This window comes from Bacillus pinisoli (genome assembly GCF_023036475.1).
Taxonomy (GTDB): Bacteria; Bacillota; Bacilli; order Bacillales; family SA4; genus Bacillus_BS; species Bacillus_BS pinisoli.
The window spans coordinates 166,979-187,299 of the sequence record NZ_JAJQKI010000008.1; the positions used below are offsets into that span (position 1 = coordinate 166,979).

The window sequence follows — 20,321 nt, forward strand, 5'->3', positions numbered from 1 at the left end:
TGGTTTATTAACAACCAAGCGTTTTTTCATCAGTTACTATTTCTCCTATAGCGGTCATCTTGAAAAAATCTTTCCTTGAAGAATTGAAACCCATATAATAGTAAAGCTTCAAGAGTAAATAAGAGTAGTAGGTTGATTTTCTTCAGTCTTACTAATGATGCAATCCCCGCCTTTTGTAAGTAATACACCAACCCATAAGTAAAGGCCCCGTCTACACCTAAATTTAAGAGCATATATCTGGTGAAATTTCCGTACGTCCATTTTAAAATCCACAAGGAACCGACTAAAAAAGGTCCCAGCATAAAAGGAGTGATCCCTGATATTCTAGGATGGAGGGTTTCATACCACCACCACCATCTCCTCTTTTGCGCGATAAAGTTTACAATCCTTACAATGACAGCTATAAATAAACTTGCAGGTAAGAAACGCTTGAAGGCCTCCCTCCCTATCAAAGGAACACTAAACCAGGGGAGAATCATCATCATAACTAACACAGGTTTTAAATATTTTGGAAACTTCATATAGTCCTCCCTTATTCAAACGATAAAAATAATATCCCCTAAAATAGGAAAAATATAGAGGATTACACACAAATTTCATTGAATACTTTCTAGAGTCTAAACCAGGTATAAAAATTGTTCGCATCTAGAAAAGATGATATTTTTATAAGATGATGGTTAGAGACAGGCTGTTCTCTCTAGATGAACAACAACATGTGTTCAGAAAAGAACCGTGAGCAAAGAAAGAAGTGTGAGCGTTGAAGTTAAAATCTACGATACTATTTATATTAACCGTTTTTATTGTCTTCCTATTTTCAAACCAACTGGCGTTAGCCCATTCAGCTTTACTTAAAACCGATCCTCCAAACTATGAAACGTTAGAGGAAAGTCCTACGAAAATAGAAGTTACCTTTCAAGAACCAATCGTCTCTCATTCGAAATCTATTCAAGTACGTCGAACGAATAATGAATATGTTGCCTTAACAGAAGTCCGGCTGTCTACAGATCAAAAAACGATTACGGCAGAACTTGGAGAAACACTTGAGAATGGACTATATATGGTGGATATAAATGTTGTGGCACTAGATGGTGATGTTGTAAATGAAAGCTTTCAATTCCATGTGGAAGCAGATACACCAAAAGATCTACCTCTTATCTTACTAAACCAAGCGCCACTAGATGGTAAGATTATTCAGGAACCACCGACCACCATTGACCTCTGGTTTAATCAACCAGTAGAAATTACTGCGATTGGCCTTTTTAATTCAATGAAGGAAGATATCCCTCTTGGTCAGCCGTATCCAGATCCTTTGGATCCAAGTCATCTAATCATTCCGATTGAAGGAGAGTTAGAACGTGGTACGCACCAAGTAACGTGGTATGCTAAGCCATTACATACAACTAATTTTCTATCTGAGAAAGTAGATGTGTTTTACTTTGCGATAGAAGAATATACGCCCATAACAAAGGATCTACTAAGTGAATATGGTAATCAATCTTTTTTTAGAGAAATAGGTCTCAAACAAGTCGCCTACTTTTTTATTTTTCTATCACTCATGTCCTTATTCGGAGGGACCTTGTTAACACAAAAGATAGTGGGCTATCATGACAAACGATGGAGAATCACTAGCTTCGTACTTAGTAGTCTATTTATTCTGGGTGTGATCTTACTCATGATCTCTCAAAGCTCACAGTTAACAGATGTTACTTTGAATGAATTGATCCGAATAAAATTTATTTGGATTCCCTTACTACAATGCATACTTGTTGTAGCGGGTTTATTGATGAAGAGGTTTAGGATCTATCTGTTTGGAATCGGGCTTTTGTTAATTCCTTTTTACATTGGGCATGCTACGTATCCTAAATACGGTGGGATGTTACCGATGTTGTTAAGTATCGTTCATGTATTCAGCGCCTCTGTGTGGATGGGGGGAATTCTTGCTTTATTGATACCGATGAACAAAGATTTTAAAGAATGGATTCACCAAGCTGGTCCAACTTTTTCAAAGTGGGCAGCCATCAGTCTTCCGTTCATTATTCTGACTGGAATATGGATGACGCTTATTTATGTACCTTCCTTTACTCTCTCAAGTTTATGGATTAGTGATTGGGGACGAAGTATTCTCTATAAAACGGTGGTTACGTTAATCATTTTTGCTATCGGTTTTATACAACGAAGGGCGATTGCTAGAATGGTTGAGAAGGGAACAAAACTTCTGAAGAGAAGACTTCGTTATGAAGTCATTTACATTCTTCTCTTACTGTTCTTTGTTTCCGTTGTTGTCATTTCGTCACCGAGTGCAGCAGAACAAGCGATATATGAAGTAGAAATAGATACAGCTGCTATTCCTGTTAAGCTCGATATAAGTCCACTACAGGAAGGCTTAAATGAACTAACTCTTACCTTTGAAGATCCAAATGTGGAAGAAGTGGATATTGATTTTCACATGCCACCAGATTTCAACGTGAGTTATAAAGCATTTAAAATTGATGATACGACTTTTAAAATCTCAGGCAACTTAATTCATACACCAGGAAGAACAGATGTAACAATTAAAGCACACACGAATGATGATCAATACGACTATCAATATCGATTAATCGTACCAGGTGAAATGATGGAAGAATAGCGAGGTATTTAGGGGATGGCAAAGAAATTGCCGTCCTTTTTCTTGATAAAATAGAAAGGTCTATACACCGAAAAAATACATATAAATGAAGAAATGATAAGAATAAAAAAATACCAGAATTTGGTGTATGATAGAATAATAAAATAATAGAAATAGTTAGTCGTTAATTTCATACATAAAGTTTTCTAGGGTTCCGCAGAGATCTGGACTGGTCCGAGAGAAAACGCACAGTCATATGTGTACACGGAGGGAAAAAAGCCTGGGAGATGGATCGGTTGATCGCTTCCGGGCTTTTCTATATTCGATTACTTAGAAATAGTTAGGAGAGTTGTCAGTATGGAGCTACATTATAAGAAAGCACCGCTGTATCGTTACTTCTTTTTACTTTCGGGCTTAACCTTGTTTGCCTTAGGAAATGCCATAGCGGTAAAAGTGCTGCACGTTGGTTTGCATCCGTGGGAGGTGATGAACGTTGCTCTTTATGAAAGAATTGGCTTTACAATCGGCACATGGAACGTCATCATCGGGATTTTATTAGTGACGGTCGTTTACTTTTTTAGTCGGAGTTATATTCATATAGGTACCTTTTGCAATGCCTTATTAATTGGACCCATTATGGATTTCTTCTTATGGTTAGACATACTCCCGAAGGCCACTCATACATGGATGGATTATTTCATTTTGTTAAGCGGAATCATGATCACTGGAATTGGTGGGGGGCTTTATGTAGCTGCCGGGCTAGGTGCAGGCCCAAGAGATGGATTTATGCTGGCGATCTCAGATCGAACCGGTTTATCTGTAGCAAAGGCCAGGATCATGGTGGAAAGTATCGTTTTGATTATTGGATTTTTACTAGGTGGTCCTATTTTTATCATGACCTTTATTTATACCTTTATCCAGAGCCCAGTTTTTCAAAAGAGTTTGCAATTTTTCAAAGGGATTGTGAGTGTAATGGAAGAGAAGAAATCGATGGCTAATACTGTAAATTAACGTGTTTTGTAGTGTATCGTGTTTCACACTCTTCCATGTCATATGTTACACTCTAATGTAATTAAATAGAGAAAGAAGGATCAACATTGACTAATCAGAGTGTAATATTTTTTGATATTGATGGAACATTACTGAACCATGATAAAGAACTGCCGCGTTCTACAAAAGAAGCAATTTTTAAATTAAAAGAAGCTGGTCATATCGTAGCTATTGCTACAGGAAGAGCTCCGTTTATGTATGAGGATTTACGTGAGGAATTAGGTATTCATACATATATCAGTTATAACGGGCAATACGTTGTGTTAGAAGGAGAAGTGTTATACACGAACCCATTACATATTCCCTCGCTTGAGAAGTTGACGGAAGCTGCCCTTGAACATAATCATCCTGTTGTCTTTATGGACCATGAGGACATGAAAGCAAATGTGCCAGAACACTCCTATATTACGGAAAGCATCGAGACGTTAAAAATCAATCGTTTTCCTTCACACGATCCTCACTACTACAAAGGACGTGAGTTATATCAATCGCTGCTCTTTTGTCCTGAAGGGGAAGAGACCCAATATGAGCAAGCCTATCCAGACTTTGATTTTGTCAGATGGCATCCGGTCTCTGTTGATATACTTCCAAAAGGCGGATCAAAAGCAAAAGGGATAGAGAAAATTGTTCGAAAACTGGGCATCTCTGAAGAAAACCAATACGCATTTGGCGATGGACTAAATGATATCGAAATGCTCTCCACTGTAAAAAATAGTGTCGCTATGGGAAATGCAGAGGAATCTGTAAAGGCAGTCGCGAAATTTGTGACCCATTCAGTAGAAGAGGATGGAATCTTACATGGTCTTAAAATGGTAGGTTTAATATAAATGAAATGATGAAAGCACCGCAGTAATGTGGTGCTTTTTGTAGTTCTTCAACAAATCCTTCTTAATAATTATGGCATTCTTCTGAATCAATGCACCTTAGTGTTTGGTTTTTCTACCGATTCAATATTAGATTTTCTAATGATAGATATAGAAGGGTTTGGTAATTTTTCCATATAACCAAAAATACCGAATTTTCCTTTTCAAATGCCTATAATAAACAAAAAAAAGACATCATTTCTGATGTCTTATTCTACTCATCCTGTTTTTGAAAAAGTCCATTCCAGAAAAAATTAATTATGTTCTCTGCTGTTTCTTCAACGGTCGGGAAGAGGGAAGTCTTATCTGAATTACGATAATTTCCAACCTTTAATATAGCCATATAACTATGTACGGCGAATTTTGTATTTACCTCGGGTATTTCATTCGCCTTGATTGCATCTATGAAAGCTTGTTCTAGTAAGTTAAACATCTTTTCTTCAGAATCTTGCATCTGTTGAAGTTGTTTTTTGTTTAAGGAGTTTTTTGTTTCGCGAACAAACCCCTCTAAATCGATATTAAATGTCGCCTGTAAATGAGCCTCAGCTACGTTATAAAGTCGGTTTTTCAAAGGTTCGTTTACCGATAACATTGCTTCCATATGGTCGCAAATAAAGAGCATCATCTGAACCATTGCTTCGGTAAATAATGCAGCTTTACTTTCAAAGTAATAATAGACCGTTGCTTTCGTCACATTACATTTACTGGCAACATCATCTATTGAGACATCTTGAAACCCATTTGTTAAAAACAACTCGGTTGCTGCCTGAAGGATGATGACATTTGTTGGCTTCTTTTTTTCACGCAAAGGTGGTCTACCAAGCGGACGTTTCTTTTTCGCTTTCAAGCTAGTTCTCTCCTTAGCTTTAGTTCTATTTGAGTATAGCACATACATATTATGATTGATAATTAACTCACGAGTATATATAATGTGAGTGTGATCATATACATTTATTATACAAATATTAAACAAGTAATTGTGAGAAGGAGAAAAACAAATGAATACTTTTCTTGAAAAGATGGGGAAAGCTGTTGGCGGAAGAAGAAGTAGATGGTTTACGTTAGTCATCTGGGTTCTAATTGTTGGATTATTATCTTCTGTATGGCCGCAAGTGAATGATGAAGAAACGAATGATAACAACCTATTACCGGATTCCGCTATGTCAGTAGAAGCTACAAGAATTGCGGAAGAGCAGTTTCCGAATGAAACCGGAGTTCCATTATTATTAGTCTGGTACCGTGAAGATGGTTTATCCGAACTAGATTACCAACATGTTCAGTCATTATATCGTGATCTTAAAGAAGTACCACTCACAAAGCAGTCAATGGTTCCGGAATTTGGAGCATTGCCAACACAGGCTCTGATGCAAGTAGCATCAGGCGATGGCGTGGCACTTACGACGCCAATATTCTTTGAAGAGTCTGCTTCCCTTGAAGACCTTGAAGAAGCGTTAACGGCATTAGAAGAAAAAATTACGACTCTAACGAAAGAAGATCCTTTTAGTAAAGAGCTTGAGGATAAAGGATTACATGTTCGCTTTACTGGTCCAGTTGGAATTCAAACCGATGCGACTGAGTTATTTAGTCAGGCTGACGTAACCTTACTTCTTGCGACTGTTCTACTCGTTTTAGTATTATTGATTATTTTATACCGTTCTGTGATTTTAGCGCTCGTCCCTTTAGTGGGAGTAGGCTTTGCCTATGGGGTGATTAGTCCATTATTAGGTTTTATGGCAGATAAAGGCTGGATTGTAGTTGACGCTCAAGCCGTTTCAATCATGACTGTTCTTTTATTTGGTGCGGGAACGGACTATTGCTTATTCCTAGTATCTAGATATCGTGATGAACTACAGCAAGAAGCGAATAAATATAAAGCACTTCGTACAGCAATTGCGGATTCAGGCGGAGCGATCCTGATGAGTGCGCTTACGACAGCATTGGGCTTATTTACACTAGCGCTTGCAGATTATGGTTCTTATGATCGATTTGCTGTCCCTTTTAGTGTGGCCATTATCATCATGGGGATTGCTGTTTTAACATTGCTACCTGCTATTCTCGCTTTACTTGGTCGAGTTGCCTTTTTCCCGTTTATTCCAAGAACAGATAGCATGATAAAAGAATTGGAACAAAAACGTGGGAAACCTGTTCGTAGGTTGAAGAATAGAAGTCGCTTTAGTCAATTAGCGGGCCGATTAGTAACAGAGAAGCCATGGCATATTATTATCGTGACTGTCGTCTTCTTAGGAGGCCTTGCCGCTTTAGTACCTAAGATTGAATACACGTATGGTGTGTTTGAATCGTTCCCAGAAGATATGCCATCAAGAGAAGGGCATGCGTTAATTGCTAAACATTATCCAGTTGGAGAAGTAGCTCCGATCCAATTATTTTTAGATACGGACGGTGAAGAAGTTTCGGTTAAAGAAGAGCTTGAAGCACTACCTTATGTTGAAACCGTCAGTGAGCCTTCTATTGGTGCAGAAGATGCAACGATAGAACAATATAGCGTGATACTATCTATTGATCCATATGCCTCAGAGGCCATTTCAAAAATTCCTGAAATAAAGGAAGCTGTTGCGAATGTGCTTAAAGAGGTTGGTGTAGATACGCCAGACGAAAAAGTATGGTTAGGTGGAGAAACTGCAACGTTATATGACACAGAAGAAATTACTAGTAACGACCAAAATCTAATTATCCCTGTAGTACTAGCCATCATTGCCGTTTTACTTGTTGTTTATTTGAGATCGATTCCAGCCATGATTTACTTGCTAGTGACAGTTGTTCTGTCATTCTTCTCAGCACTAGGTTTAGGTTGGCTTATTATCCACTATGGAATGGGATCTGTGGCTATGCAAGGTTTGATTCCGCTTTATGCCTTTGTGTTTTTAGTCGCACTAGGTGGAGATTACAATATATTTATGATCTCAAGCATTTGGAAAAATCGAAAGAAAATGCCATTGAAAAAAGCTATCGCAGAAGGTGTAGAAGAAACGAGCAGTGTTATCACATCCGCTGGACTCATCTTAGCTGGAACATTTGCTGTATTAGCTGTTTTACCATTACAAGTACTCGTTCAATTCGGTACCATAACCGCAGTGGGTGTTCTGTTGGATACATTTATTGTAAGACCACTGTTAGTCCCAGCTATTACTACCGTTCTTGGTAAGTATTCTTTCTGGCCAGGAAAGCTTTGGAAACAGGAAGATGGGGAGACACAAGAAGGATAAGGAATAAAAGTAGGAAAAAGAGTTGTTATTAATGGCAACTCTTTTTGCATGGTAAGAGTATAGTTGATCTTGATCGATAGCTGCTAGTTCAAACATGAAAGGTAAACATAAAAATAGAGATAAAGTAAATAGTAAGAGTAATGTATACAAAAAAGTAAAATTTTTGAAGCGTCGTCTCACACTTTATGTTACTATCTAATCAATAATTTATATAATGTGGCTTGGATAGTCAGTGAAAGGGATTAGTATGATCATCAAACATAGTAACATTAATCTAAAATTATATTACAGCACAGTAGTAGTGGGTATCATCATTATGTTCATTGGGCTGTTTGTTGGTAATTCACGAAGTCACCAATTTAATCTAGGAATTATCGTTCATGGAGTTTTAGTTGTCTGTTTTACACTTTGCTTAATCCTATATCCCATCTATAAGTCACAGTTACTGAGAATCGTCATGATGATTGTCGCAACGACTTATTTCTATACCATCTTCTTACTATACCCATACACGTGGTCTAATTTTATTTTCTTATGCTTAATTCCAGCTATGTCTATCTTGTTTTTTGACAAAAGGCTTTTTTATTTTTCTTTATTCTTAAACGCCTTATTAGTTTTTAGTATTTTTAGCTATATTATTTTAGTCGATCAAGAAGAGGTTTTTCCTTATATAGCAAAAGACATGGTTGGAAATGTCATAAACTTTATAGGTAGCCAAGTGATTCTCTTTTATATATTCTACTTAACATATCGTCGACTAAAGAAACAGGAATTATATTATGAACAAATTAAACATTCAGAACGGCTAAAAACGACTGGCCAATTGGCAGCAGCAGTGGCACATGAGATTAGAAATCCATTAACGGTCGTAAAAGGATTTTTACAATTATATGAGAGAGACCCTTCCTATAACGAGGATAATAAGCGACATTTTTCATTAATGATTAATGAATTAGATACAGCCGAAAAGGTGATCTCTCAATTCTTATCTATTGCAAAGCCTGAAAAAGAAACGGAAACTGAACTTGTCAATGTTAAACTTGTCCTACAAAGTGTGACGGATTTACTTAACTCTTATGGTCACCTACATGACCATAACATTATTCTTAACATGGGTGAAGAATGTTATATTGATGCAAGCACAATTGAACTGAAGCAACTTCTTATTAATATTATTAAAAATGCGATGGAAGCCTCAAAATTAGGTGATTCTGTTGAAATTACCGCAGAAAGTAAAAATGGGTTCATTTATATTCATGTAATTGATACTGGAGAAGGAATGACAAAAGAAGAAATAGATTCACTTGGCACTCCCTTTTACTCGTTAAAAAGCAGGGGAACTGGGCTAGGCATGATGATTTGTTTTAATATAGTGGCAAAGTATAAAGGTGCGATTGACATTGATAGTGAGAAGGGGAAGGGCACAACCGTTACGATTCGTTTTCCTGCGGCTAAAGAGGGTAATTGCTGAATAACGTAATGACAAACATTAGAAAACGCTGTTGACTCTTTATTCAACAGCGTTTTCATTTAAGGAATGGTATCTGTTTAACGTAGAAATAAGTTTCATGTCACTCCAGACACAAGATTTCCAGATGAGGAAGCTTTAGCTTCCTTACTTTGGATTGAAGAGAGGGAGCATAAATGTATGATTTACTTAGCAAAATTAGTTATTTTCTCAGTAAACCTTTTTTCAATGTCTTTTACAGCGTTGAAAGTATCCCTTTAATTGCTGCATTTGTACTTGGTTTGGTTGGGGCTTTGGCTCCTTGTCAATTTTACAGGAAATCTTGGAGCGATCACTTTGTATGGCAACCGTTCCATGCAAGAATACATACCGTGGAGGGAAGCCTTCTTCTTTACGTTAGGGAAAATAGTGGTATTTTCTTCATTGGGGATATTGGTTTGGAGCTTTGGGAGTGAATTCCAGCAATCGATCACCGTGTATTTTCCGTGGGTGAGAAAAGCAATAGGTCCACTTATTCTGCTAATTGGATTATTTATGATTGGTTTGTTTACAATGAGATGGACCCTCACCAACGTGAAAATGCCTGAACGATTGTTCAAGAAAGGGAATCTCGGTGCATTCCTAATGGGTGTTAGCTTCTCTTTAGGATTTTGCCCAACGATGTTCGTGTTATTTTTTGTGACACTCATGCCGATGGTTGTTTCGACTTCTTATGGCGTGTTATTACCAAGTATATTTGCCATAGGGACAACGTTACCGTTATTGCTTGCCTTACTGTTTATTTGGTACTTCAACTTAGGTGGAAAAGTGATGCAAAAGCAAGGCAGACAAATAGGATACTATGTACAAAGAATTGCCGGTTGGATCATGATTATACTTGGAGTACTTGATACGATCACCTATTGGTAATCTATCTGCAATAAAAAATCCCTCTCCATTACAGGGAGGGAACATACTTTATAGCATGCTTCGGCATTCAGAGATACAATCCTCTAAATCTCTAGCTGCATGTTGTAATTTTTCGTTTGTCATTTTCCCCATTGCCTTTTGTAGATGGGAAAGCGCACTCTCACATTCCTCGATGCAAGCTTGTAAGTCATTTTTGTTCATGTTTTGCAAAATGAACACCTCCTTAGTTAATTCAGTTATAGTCTTTACTCATAAATAGAGTTTATTCCCAATTAATAGATAAGAAACTAAGTAGCTTGTTAGTAAGCAAAGGAAAATTCTAAAACTCATCTTGTCCTCATACAGTAATAATGGAGGGGAAGTTATGAGTACTAGTCTAATTTTTCTAGTCAGTAGCATAGGAATTTTGTGTTTCTATATTTTGTTTTTAACAATGACCGCAAGGCGAACTCTACCGTTAATGGTAGGAATGATGGTAGCCATGTCTTCTGGTATGATGATTGGACTCACAATCGGATTGATTGGTGGGATTCTCTATAAAGGTGATTTATTTCTATCAACATTACTTGGGGCAAGTGCAGGTATTGTAATAGGAGGACTAACTGGGGTAGTAGTGGGGGTGATGGGGCTTCTGGATGGCATTCTGTCCGGTTTAATGGGAGGTATGATGGGGGCTATGTTGGGAGAGATGATTGACCCCAACTATCATGAAGTGGCCACGAGAAGCCTTTTTGTTCTTTGCATCATGGTGTTATGCCTACTAAGTACAATTCTAATTCCTAAAATAGAAACCAACAGCTGGTTAGTGGAACTTCCTAAGAAACCTATTTTCATCTTATTAATAGTAAGTGGAATGATTTTCACATCGATCTTATCGGGCCCCGTTTGGAAAGAACCAACATCTCAATCCCATCATCATAAGCATAATGGAAATCAGGAAGAGCAGTCGAAAGTAAAAACGATAGAACTAGATGCAGATGAGTTTCATTATTCATCAGAAGTGCTTGAGATAGCTCAAGGTGAAAAAGTAAAGGTCATTTTACATAATACAGGTGAGATTGAGCATGATCTTGAGATTCAAGCAAAGAACGTAAGGGTCTATTCCAGTTCCAATCTCCATGATCATCATGCCAGTGATCTCATTCATCTCCATGCTCAGCCAAACCAAACGGAAGAGATTGAATTTACGATGTTAGAGAAGGGAACCTTTACATTTACATGCACCTTACCCGGTCATGAAGAAGCGGGAATGAAGGGAATCATAAAAGTTAGTTAAATCCTAATAAGCAGCCAATTTATACAAAATTGGCTGCTTATTTTATTGAAAAAACTTAAACGTGATATAAGTTTTCTTTCGTTTTTTTGGAGCTAATGATAAAATTCAAAAAGGATGAAATGAGGAGGTGTTGGGCAAATGGCTTCAAAAGTAAATGACATTATATGTACAGTTTCCAATCTTTTTCACTCTAAAGGTTACGAGAACACCAAGCTCGGTGAAATTTTAGCTGAGACTGGTATTGGGAAGGGACAATTCTACCATTATTTTAAATCGAAGCGGGATTTAGGAGAAGCGGTCATTGATTATTTAATAGTTGAAATGACAGAAGAGCTATTTGACAACATTCTTGATCAACCTCTTCCACCTAAAGTGAAGCTAAAGAAAATGCTTGATAAAATACTACACTTACAACTAGAGAATGATGGGAAACGTGGTTGTCCAATTGGTAATCTAGCGATTGAATTAAGTGAGCATGAACCATTGTTTAGAGAAAAGTTAGCAAAATTCTTTGAACAGTGGGAAGAAAAGATACAACAGATTTTTGATGAGATGAAAAAAAATGGTGAAATGAACTCTGATACAAACGCACTGAAAAAAGCCCGCACCATGATTGCGACAATTGAGGGTGGGATACTACTAATGAAAAATAAACAAGATGTAGAAGTTTTTCAAGACATCATTGAAACCATGCAGCTTGAATATGGAATAACAGGTGAATATGTTGATAGAAAGTAATAGAGGAAAATGGAGAATAACAATGCATTTACATTGACTCCACTTTTCCTTTTTTGTTAAAATTCACTGTACCTACCAGTTGGTACAGTTTTGAGATATGAGAAAATTTGGGTAAGGTATTCAACGTAAAAAAGACAATTGTATGGAGGTAAATAGTATGACTTTAGAATTTTCGACTTTATTTTCAGCCACGAATATAAAAGCCATTCCATTAACTAATCGAATTGGATTAGCTCCGATGACACGTACAAGTGCAACTCCGGAAGGATTAGCAACGGAGGATATGGCCCGGTATTACACCAATTTTGCCAAAGGAGGTTTTGGCCTCATTATAACGGAGGGTACTTATACGGATGATCAGTATAGCCAAGGCTATTTTAATCAACCTGGGATTATAAATGAAGCACAAATTGATGCTTGGAAACAAGTAACGAGTTCTGTTAAACAACAAGATGCTAAAATCTTTATGCAACTTATGCATGCAGGCGCATTATCACAAGGAAATCGCTATACAACCGAAACGGCTGGGCCGTCCGCTGTTAAACCACAGGGAGAACAACTAGGTTTCTATGGCGGGAGTGGAGAGTTCGCTCTACCGAAAGTGATGACGGAGACTGACATACAAAATGTCATACAAGGCTTTGTAAAAGCTGCAAAAAATGCAAAAGAAGCAGGTTTTGATGGCGTTGAAATACATGGAGCAAACGGTTATGTTCTTGATCAATTTTTAACAGACTATACCAATGAACGTCAAGACGAGTATGGAGGAGCTATTGAGAAGCGACTGAGACTATCCATAGAAGTAGTAAAAGCTATTCGAGAAGCAGTTGGTGTCGACTATCCAGTAGGAATTCGTATTTCACAGGCAAAGGTAAACGACCCTAATCATAAATGGAAGGGTGGAGAGTCTGACGCTGAAATCATTTTTACCAAGTTGGAAGATGCTGGCGTTGATTTTATTCATATTGCAGAGCCAAATGCGGCTGCACCTGCGTTTGGTGAATCGGGTCCGTCCCTTATTGAACTAGTAAAAAAATATACGGATACAGTTGTGATTGCAAATGGATCATTAGGTGAACCTAATATAGCTGAGGCACTGCTTAATGATGGAAAAGCAGATTTCGTAACAGTAGGGAAGGCTGCATTAGCCAATCAAGATTGGGCTAATAAAGTGAAAGAGGGTAAGCAGCTAGAGGAATTTGATTTCCAAAAAATTCTATTACCTCAAGCTTCTTTAAAGGAGTTCGAAGTAAAGCCTAAAATTGAATGGCTTGGTGAAGGTATGGTATGCGGTCCTGACGGAAATTGTAACTAACGAGGAGGTATTAAAAAATGAAAGCAATTGTTATTGAGGAATATGGAGATAAAGATGTACTGGTAGAGAGGGATATTGATACACCCCATATCACAGATGACCAAGTTCTAGTGGAAGTACATGCAACTTCTATCAATCCAATCGACTGGAAAGTTCGAGCTGGTTATTTAAAAGAAATGCTTCCTTTTGAATTCCCCATCATTTTAGGATGGGATGCAGCAGGTGTTATTGTGGAAGCGGGAAGTAATGTAACAGATTTCAAGGTTGGAGACCGAGTGTTTACCCGTCCAGCAACAACCAATCGAGGAACATATGCAGAATATCTATCTGTAGATGCTCATTTACTCGCCAAAATGCCAGATGAAATGAGCTTTGAGGAAGCAGCAGCTTTTCCCCTAGCAGGGTTAACGGCATGGCAATGTCTTGTTGACTTTGGAAACATTCAAAAAGGCGACAAGGTGTTAATTCATGCTGGAGCAGGCGGTGTTGGAATATTTGCGATTCAAATCGCGAAAAGCATAGGTGCTTATGTGGCAACTACTGCTAGTGAGAAGAACATAGAATTCTTAACATCCCTTGGTGCGGATGAAGTAATCAATTATAATGAGAATGATTTTAGCGAGGTATTAAACGGATTCGATCTTGTGTTAGATTCAATGGGTGGAGACATTCAATCTAAAAGTTATAAAGTGTTAAAGGAAAATGGAAAACTTGTCTCGATTGTTCAACCACCTTCTGAAGAAGAAGCAGCAAGCTTTAATGTGCAAGCTGGATTTGTTTGGTTAGAGCCAAATGGCAAGCAGTTACAGCAATTAGCTGAGCTTTATGTAGAAGGTAAAGTGAAGCCAGTAATTGATAGTACATTTGATTTTACTGAACAATCTCTAAAAGATGCCCATAGTCTGAGTGAAACTCATCATGCACGTGGGAAAATCATCATTCGCATAAAGAAATAAAAACTAGAAGATCAAATCACAAAAGTGGTTTGATCTTTTTTGCTAAATTGACGTCGTAAATAGATTTCCGGCTTTTTGCTCATCGGGTATTGTCTGTGTTACGTTTAATATGATAGCCAAAATGAATGAAGTTGACCTTAGACACAATGAAAAAACTATACTTTATCATATAATTTGAAAGAGCCATTAGAAATAAGGGGTTTTATGATGGGAAGATATAATTCATTTCTTATAGTATGCCTATCTTTCATAGTAGCAGGAATGAGTGGATGTTTTAATCGAACAGGAGAAGAAAGTACAGATAAAGCTCAAGAATATTTAAGCAACCCAGAACAGTACATGGAAAGGTTAGAAGAAGCACAGGACGAACATATTGAGGAGCATGTCCATGAGGAAGGAATTGGTTACGAAGAACAAATGCACCGATGTGAAAAGGAATTAGAGGAGACAGATGAAATGATTCTATCCAATCCAACCTACTTCGGTTGTATGATGGTACTAGATCAAAGCCCTGATCAATACGTCGGCAAAGTCGTAAAGTTTAAGGGTTTCATATATAGGGAGCCCGACTTTACGAACCAACAATTTGTAATAGGACAGCAGGGTGAAGACGGGGGGATTTATGGTCTTTTGACGTCAACACCTGAAGCTAGTAAGCTTTCAGATCATCAGTGGGTAGAGGTAAGAGGAGTCTTATCTACGACAAATTATATAAATAGTAAGGTGCCTTTTCTTGACGTGTTAGAGATAAGGGAGATTGACTCTCCTCAATAGGCTAAATAATAGGGTATAATGACAGAAGAGAACAGTTGGATTTTCATACTCATAGACTAGAAGTAAAAAAGGCGGTGGAAAGAGTGTGTGCGCCTAATGAAAACATACTTCAAAACGTCGCATTTGAAGCCAGTGAAAAGATAAGAGAGAAGACGATCTATAAATTTGTTGATGTGATTGTTCAAACTCCAAAGGGAAGTAATCATGGACTCGTTACCGGAGTGATAGTAGAAGATCATGGAAACAGATATGAGGTAAAGCCCAATTCAAATGGATTGAGATTTGCGGTGGGGGAGATCTCTTTTAGAGAATATAAACAGCTTGAAAGAAAGGAGTTTCGACTCCTATTTTCTATATTCTTTGGTGGAATTTTAACTTTCCTTGTTATAATGGGGATCATTTCTAGGCTTTTATAAGGATCTTTTCTAAAACTTTGTTGTTTTTAATCTAAAATTCCTAATAACCTCCCCTTTTTATATTGTAAATCTGAGTTCCAATAGTTAGAAAAGAACAACTACCTCTGTTTAAAGCACTGGAAATTGTACTACCAAGTAAAAATCTGGTTTTTGAGATTTTTACCAAGTAAAAATCTGGTTTTTGAGATTTTTACCAAGTAAAAATCTGGTTTTTGAGATTTTTACCAAGTAAAAATCTGGTTTTTGAGATTTTTACGAATCAACAATCTATTCAAAAACAGCCTATTATAAAGCTTCATAAATATCATTACAATCTATACTGACGTTTAGGATATAAGGAGAGATCATAATGATGGAACAACCAGAAACGAAAGTAAAATTAGCTGTGAATGGTGGAATTTCGTTTGGTGCAAAACTTAATGCTAAACAGCTAGTCACTCTAGCAGAATATATGGATGATGGACAAGAGATTGAGTTGACGACATTTCAACAACTTTATATAGAAGTTCCAGAGACACAACTCGAGACAGCTAAGCAAAGATTTAAGGAAGTAGGACTATCTTGTTATCCAGTTGGAAATTATGTGAAGAGTCTCCGGACCTGTAACTTCTGTAAGGGAGCGGAAGAGGAAGGGATGCCTGTTGCTCTTGAATTGAATGAACGGCTTGCCGGAAGGTCTGTACCATTTACACTTAAACCAGCTTATACTGGATGCCCAGTCGGATGTGGAGAACCTCTAGTGAATGATATTGGTGTCATGAAGGTAAAAGACGGATATGACCTTTATATAGGAGGTAGAGCCAAAGGAACAAATGCCAAAGTTGGTACTTTATTCCTAGAACAATTAACACCAGAGCAACTCTATGAAACGGTCGATCAGCTAATTGAAATCTATCAATCTCATGGGAAAAAGAGAGAGCCATTTGCTAAGTTCGTGGAGCGCTATGGGTTTGAGGAGATTTATAATCAGATTGTTAGCTAGTTTTAAAGATAACTTGAACTAGGAAGTGAGAAAAGGAGGTAGAATATCATCATTCTACCTCCTTTTTTACATTAATGAAAATTATCCCAATAATAGTTGCCGATAATATAACCAAGAACATCTGCTGTACGGAAGAGCTCCTCAAATGAGTTTTCTACTCCGCCTATTTCAATGATGACACTGTTCGGAGAAAGATCTTGGTTGTAAACCCCATTACCTTGTGTAGAGTCCTTCACGATTACCCCTTTTGATAGTCCTGGAAAATCCTTATTTACTAACGTATGAAGGGAATTCGCAAAAGTGAGATTCTCTTGATAATTTTCGTGTCCACTTCCAACCACAAATAATAGCTTTGCAAAATTGTTATTATTAATAGTCGTCGTTGTATACTCCCATGGAAGTGAATCTCTGTGTAGATCAAAGTATAAATCTACATGTTTATTCACCTTTCTTTCATTTAAGACAATCTCTCTTGACATGACATATGAATGTTTAAAATGTAAGTTTCGTTCAGTTAACAAGTTGAATATATCCTGTTCATCGACTTGACTCCATATTCCTTGTCGTTTCAAAGATTGCTGAAGTCGTTCTCCTACGAGAGAAATATTTACTTTTGAATGATAGGCTTCATTAGGAGTAGTACCTTTAGGAAAGTAAGGTAGAAAAGATTCCCGGTTATGCGAGAAGTAAATAAGAACTACTTTTCTGCCGAAAGTACTATGAAACTTACTTTCATCAATAACGGGTGATTTTATAGACTGTTTGATTGATTCTACACCATCTTTGTCAACTGTAAGATTCTTATCCTTTATTAGCGCATCTAATGTAGGTGTTACCTCTATGGATGCGGATTCTATTCCTTTATTAGATTGTTTAGGAAGATGTTGATTGACTAGGGTGGTTGATTGTTCACTTTCAGGTAATGAAATTGCATGATGTTTTGTTGACTCGTTTTCTTTTTCATTAAAGAAATGGACATACCAATCTGTTATATAGCCAATATAGATTGCTAAGGCTAAAAATAATAGAATACTTGCGAAAAGTAATCTTTGTAATGTCTTGGTGGTATTTGCTTTATTCATTTTATCCAGATTACCTCTATCAATGTTTATTATATATATCGGGTTAATTGTAAGATTTTTAAGAAGTACTCTACCCTATTAACTGATAGATTAATGATGAAGGAGAGGATGATGACAACCAGATTTGGTTTTAATTCTAAACAAAGTTTAACAGAGAGTTATTTAATTATACTTCCACAGTTTCTGCATCATTAATGGATATGGTACTATTAAAAAAGCTTCGTTAACTTAAAAATCTTAATCATAGAGAGGACCAATATAATGAAGAAAAGATATATATTGATTGCTATCATTTCTTTCGTATTATCAGCATGCGGAAACCAGGCACCAGAACAAGAGAAATCCGTAGAAAAGGATAGCACGAATTCTAATCATCAAAGTACTCATTCAGCAATCGCTGCAGACGAGTTTTTCGCGCCTTTTTCAGGAAACTTAGAGCATATTCATGGATTAGGATATGCGGGTAATCAACAAGCCATTTTCTTTGCCTCACATGATGGATTAAAAGTATATGAAGATGGAAGTTGGTACAGTGCAACTGAATTTAATAATGATTATATGGGCTTTAATGCTGTAGATAAAGGTTTTTATACAAGTGGTCACCCGGGTAAAGGTGTGGATCTTGAAAATCCACTAGGACTTAGTCGTAGTTATGATAATGGAAAGACTTTAGAATTTCTAGGTTTTCAAGGAGAGAGTGATTTCCATGCTATGGGAGTAGGATTTGAAAATCATACGGTTTATGTTCTAAATGAACAAAAGAATTCTAAAATGGATGTCGGCTTATATGTTACGGAAGATGACGGTGAAAATTGGGACAAACTAGCTGCTACGAATCTTGGTGAAAAAATATTTAGTATCGCTGTTCATCCAGCAAATAGCAAAATTGTAGCAGTTGCTAGTGAAGAAGGTATATTTTTATCAGAGGATCGCGGAGAGAGTTTTACTTTACTAACCTCTAACTTACAAGGTACTTCTGTCTTTTTTTCTACTGATGCATTGTGGTACGGTGCTTATGGAAAAGAGCCTATATTAATGAAGTACCTATTATCAAATAGTAGTCAGGAGAAAGTGAATCTACCTCAAATGGAGCAGGATGCTGTCATGTATCTTGCCCAAAATCCTCAAAATGAAAAGGAAGTCGTATTTTATTCATTTAACGGGGATGTATTTATTACGCAAGATGGGACGAGTACTTGGGAAAAGATTGTGTCAGCAGGTACTATTAAGTAACTAGTGAAAGGAAAGACTGTAGTTGTAAATTTTACAGTCCTTCTTTATTTCCTGACTGTTTTACCTATTTCTGTTAGGTTCTTTTCTAAACGGAAAATAACACATTTATCGTTAAAAGTAAGTTTAGCTTCAGGTAGGATAGGTTAGAAATACAACACAGTTTGTCCTCTAGTAAATAAGTGCAAACTTTGAAAAAGTATAGATATATAGTTAAAATAGAATCAACATATATGAAGAGGTGACTTATAATGAATCAAATCACACTAAATGTTTTAGGGATGACCTGAGGCCATTGCAGAACCTCCGTGGAACGGGGATTACATGAATTGAATGGTGTACAAACGGTTGAAGTAAATCTAGAACAGGGGACAGTATTGGTAACTTTCGATGAAAGTAAAACATCAAAAGAAGACATGATCGATAAAATTGAAGATGTCGGTTATGATGTGAAGAAGTAACCACTTCGCCTGCTATTAACATAGGACATACAGAAACGCATGGAAAAATACATCCATGCGTTTTCATGTATTCAGCGACCTACTGAAATGCATTAAACTGATCACGCTTACTAATCCAGTAAGCAACCAAATAAATCAAAATGTATATTGGAAAAGAATAATAGGTTTCCCACTTTACTGGCTCATACAGATCAAGCCATATAAATAATGGCTCTCCAACAAATGCTGCAAATCCGCCAAAGAAAAGAGCTTTTATAAAGGGATGAACATTTTGCTTATACTGCAACATGAGCATGACAATAACTGGGAATATACAGAAGTCCCAAGGTAGGTAAGAAGGAAGTAAAGGAATTAGTTTGTGCTTATAATACCAAAGCCCCAGTGTGACTCCTAAAAAATCGAGCCAACAAGTAATGATAATAACAAAGAGCCCAGAATATAATAAACGATCAGTACTATCAACTTTTCTCAACTTTAACCATAATACCCAAGGTAAGATGGTCAATAGTAGTTGAAGCCACCATTCCCAAGTGAATACGGTATATTCACACCAAAGGGCAAACAGCTTTGAATTGGCGTTATCAACTTGTTCGTAAACTTGTTGAACTTCTCGATCGTAGTTAATTGGCATGAAACTTTCCCCATCTATCGTATTTCTTCTATTTTTTTACTCAACACGATAAACTATTCCTATAAGCTGGAAAATCTAGAGAAAGAATGGCTATTTCCGTATAGATTGTTACTATCGTAAAAACCTCAGGAAGCCGGATTTTTACTCGGTAGTACAGTGTCCAGTGCTTTAAATAGAGGGAGTTGCTCTTTTCTACCAATGATCACTTAGGTTTTACGATGAAAAAGGGTAGTTTTTTAGAAAAAGTTGAGCAACAAAGTACTAGAAAAGATCCTTAAAAATTATTGTAGAAAATTTTAATTGAGGCTAACTTCAGCAGTCTTACTTGATTAAATGTT

The 20,321-nt window shown here is 36.9% G+C and carries 18 protein-coding genes, 2 pseudogenes and 1 riboswitch; of the genes and pseudogenes, 15 read left to right on the forward strand and 5 right to left on the reverse strand.

The window, feature by feature from the left end; genetic code table 11:
* Window positions 1–29: 29 nt before the first annotated feature.
* Window positions 30–521 (reverse strand): hypothetical protein, encoded by a 492-nt coding sequence (locus LT143_RS13385; protein WP_246943715.1) that lies wholly within the window; start codon window positions 519–521, stop codon window positions 30–32.
* Between the two features lie 236 nt (window positions 522–757).
* On the opposite strand from LT143_RS13385, the gene LT143_RS13390 reads away from it, so the two are divergent.
* From LT143_RS13390 to LT143_RS13400, 3 genes are all read left to right on the forward strand, one after another.
* Window positions 758–2,629 carry a copper resistance protein CopC gene (locus LT143_RS13390; RefSeq protein ID WP_246943716.1) on the forward strand — a complete coding sequence of 624 codons (1,872 nt, stop codon included), beginning with the start codon at window positions 758–760 and terminating at the stop codon, window positions 2,627–2,629.
* Window positions 2,630–2,803: 174 nt separating this feature from the next.
* Window positions 2,804–2,897: riboswitch (guanidine-I (ykkC/yxkD leader) on the forward strand.
* A 68-nt stretch (window positions 2,898–2,965) separates the two neighbouring features.
* Window positions 2,966–3,619: a YczE/YyaS/YitT family protein gene (locus tag LT143_RS13395; RefSeq protein WP_246943717.1), complete on the forward strand. Its 654-nt coding sequence runs from the start codon at window positions 2,966–2,968 to the stop codon at window positions 3,617–3,619.
* 86 nt (window positions 3,620–3,705) lie between these two features.
* Entirely contained in the window at window positions 3,706–4,485 is a 780-nt protein-coding gene (locus LT143_RS13400; protein ID WP_246943718.1) for a Cof-type HAD-IIB family hydrolase, read from the forward strand.
* A 250-nt stretch (window positions 4,486–4,735) separates the two neighbouring features.
* Here LT143_RS13400 and LT143_RS13405 read toward each other — a convergent pair whose 3' ends face one another.
* A complete protein-coding gene (locus tag LT143_RS13405) occupies window positions 4,736–5,368 on the reverse strand; it encodes a TetR/AcrR family transcriptional regulator (protein WP_246943719.1) in 633 nt (210 codons plus the stop codon).
* Between the two features lie 151 nt (window positions 5,369–5,519).
* On the opposite strand from LT143_RS13405, the gene LT143_RS13410 reads away from it, so the two are divergent.
* From LT143_RS13410 to LT143_RS13420, 3 genes and pseudogenes are all read left to right on the forward strand, one after another.
* Window positions 5,520–7,745, forward strand: coding sequence for an MMPL family transporter (locus LT143_RS13410; protein WP_246943720.1), 2,226 nt, complete (start codon window positions 5,520–5,522; stop codon window positions 7,743–7,745).
* 247 nt (window positions 7,746–7,992) lie between these two features.
* Window positions 7,993–9,216, forward strand: a complete 1,224-nt coding sequence (locus LT143_RS13415; RefSeq protein ID WP_246943721.1) for a sensor histidine kinase — start codon at window positions 7,993–7,995, stop codon at window positions 9,214–9,216.
* 173 nt (window positions 9,217–9,389) lie between these two features.
* Window positions 9,390–10,122, forward strand: a pseudogene (locus tag LT143_RS13420) (urease accessory protein UreH domain-containing protein).
* 48 nt (window positions 10,123–10,170) lie between these two features.
* On the opposite strand, the gene LT143_RS13425 reads toward LT143_RS13420, so the two are convergent.
* A complete protein-coding gene (locus LT143_RS13425; RefSeq protein WP_246943722.1) occupies window positions 10,171–10,332 on the reverse strand; it encodes a hypothetical protein in 162 nt (53 codons plus the stop codon).
* 154 nt (window positions 10,333–10,486) lie between these two features.
* Between LT143_RS13425 and LT143_RS13430 the strand changes: the two genes are divergently transcribed.
* From LT143_RS13430 to LT143_RS13460, 7 genes are all read left to right on the forward strand, one after another.
* A complete protein-coding gene (locus tag LT143_RS13430) occupies window positions 10,487–11,398 on the forward strand; it encodes a plastocyanin/azurin family copper-binding protein (protein WP_246943723.1) in 912 nt (303 codons plus the stop codon).
* A gap of 138 nt (window positions 11,399–11,536) precedes the next feature.
* Window positions 11,537–12,136, forward strand: coding sequence for a TetR/AcrR family transcriptional regulator (locus tag LT143_RS13435; protein WP_246943724.1), 600 nt, complete (start codon window positions 11,537–11,539; stop codon window positions 12,134–12,136).
* Between the two features lie 157 nt (window positions 12,137–12,293).
* Window positions 12,294–13,451 carry an NADH:flavin oxidoreductase gene (locus LT143_RS13440; protein ID WP_246943725.1) on the forward strand — a complete coding sequence of 386 codons (1,158 nt, stop codon included), beginning with the start codon at window positions 12,294–12,296 and terminating at the stop codon, window positions 13,449–13,451.
* Window positions 13,452–13,468: 17 nt separating this feature from the next.
* Window positions 13,469–14,407 (forward strand): NADP-dependent oxidoreductase, encoded by a 939-nt coding sequence (locus LT143_RS13445; RefSeq protein WP_246943726.1) that lies wholly within the window; start codon window positions 13,469–13,471, stop codon window positions 14,405–14,407.
* A 207-nt stretch (window positions 14,408–14,614) separates the two neighbouring features.
* Window positions 14,615–15,181, forward strand: coding sequence for a TIGR03943 family putative permease subunit (locus LT143_RS13450; RefSeq protein WP_246943727.1), 567 nt, complete (start codon window positions 14,615–14,617; stop codon window positions 15,179–15,181).
* 35 nt (window positions 15,182–15,216) lie between these two features.
* Entirely contained in the window at window positions 15,217–15,597 is a 381-nt protein-coding gene (locus LT143_RS13455) for a hypothetical protein (RefSeq protein ID WP_246943728.1), read from the forward strand.
* A gap of 352 nt (window positions 15,598–15,949) precedes the next feature.
* Window positions 15,950–16,579 carry a nitrite reductase gene (locus LT143_RS13460; RefSeq protein ID WP_246943773.1) on the forward strand — a complete coding sequence of 210 codons (630 nt, stop codon included), beginning with the start codon at window positions 15,950–15,952 and terminating at the stop codon, window positions 16,577–16,579.
* 71 nt (window positions 16,580–16,650) lie between these two features.
* On the opposite strand, the gene spoIIP is transcribed toward LT143_RS13460, so the two are convergent.
* Entirely contained in the window at window positions 16,651–17,661 is a 1,011-nt protein-coding gene (gene spoIIP / locus LT143_RS13465) for a stage II sporulation protein P (protein WP_246943729.1), read from the reverse strand.
* A gap of 261 nt (window positions 17,662–17,922) precedes the next feature.
* Between spoIIP and LT143_RS13470 the strand changes: the two genes are divergently transcribed.
* Together LT143_RS13470 and LT143_RS13475 are read left to right on the forward strand one after the other, a co-directional pair.
* Entirely contained in the window at window positions 17,923–18,894 is a 972-nt protein-coding gene (locus LT143_RS13470; protein WP_246943730.1) for a F510_1955 family glycosylhydrolase, read from the forward strand.
* A gap of 299 nt (window positions 18,895–19,193) precedes the next feature.
* Window positions 19,194–19,352 (forward strand): annotated as a pseudogene (locus tag LT143_RS13475) (cation transporter); the annotation flags it as partial.
* A 79-nt stretch (window positions 19,353–19,431) separates the two neighbouring features.
* Here the strand turns inward: LT143_RS13475 and LT143_RS13480 are convergent.
* A complete protein-coding gene (locus LT143_RS13480; RefSeq protein WP_246943731.1) occupies window positions 19,432–19,983 on the reverse strand; it encodes a CBO0543 family protein in 552 nt (183 codons plus the stop codon).
* Window positions 19,984–20,321 lie beyond the last annotated feature (338 nt).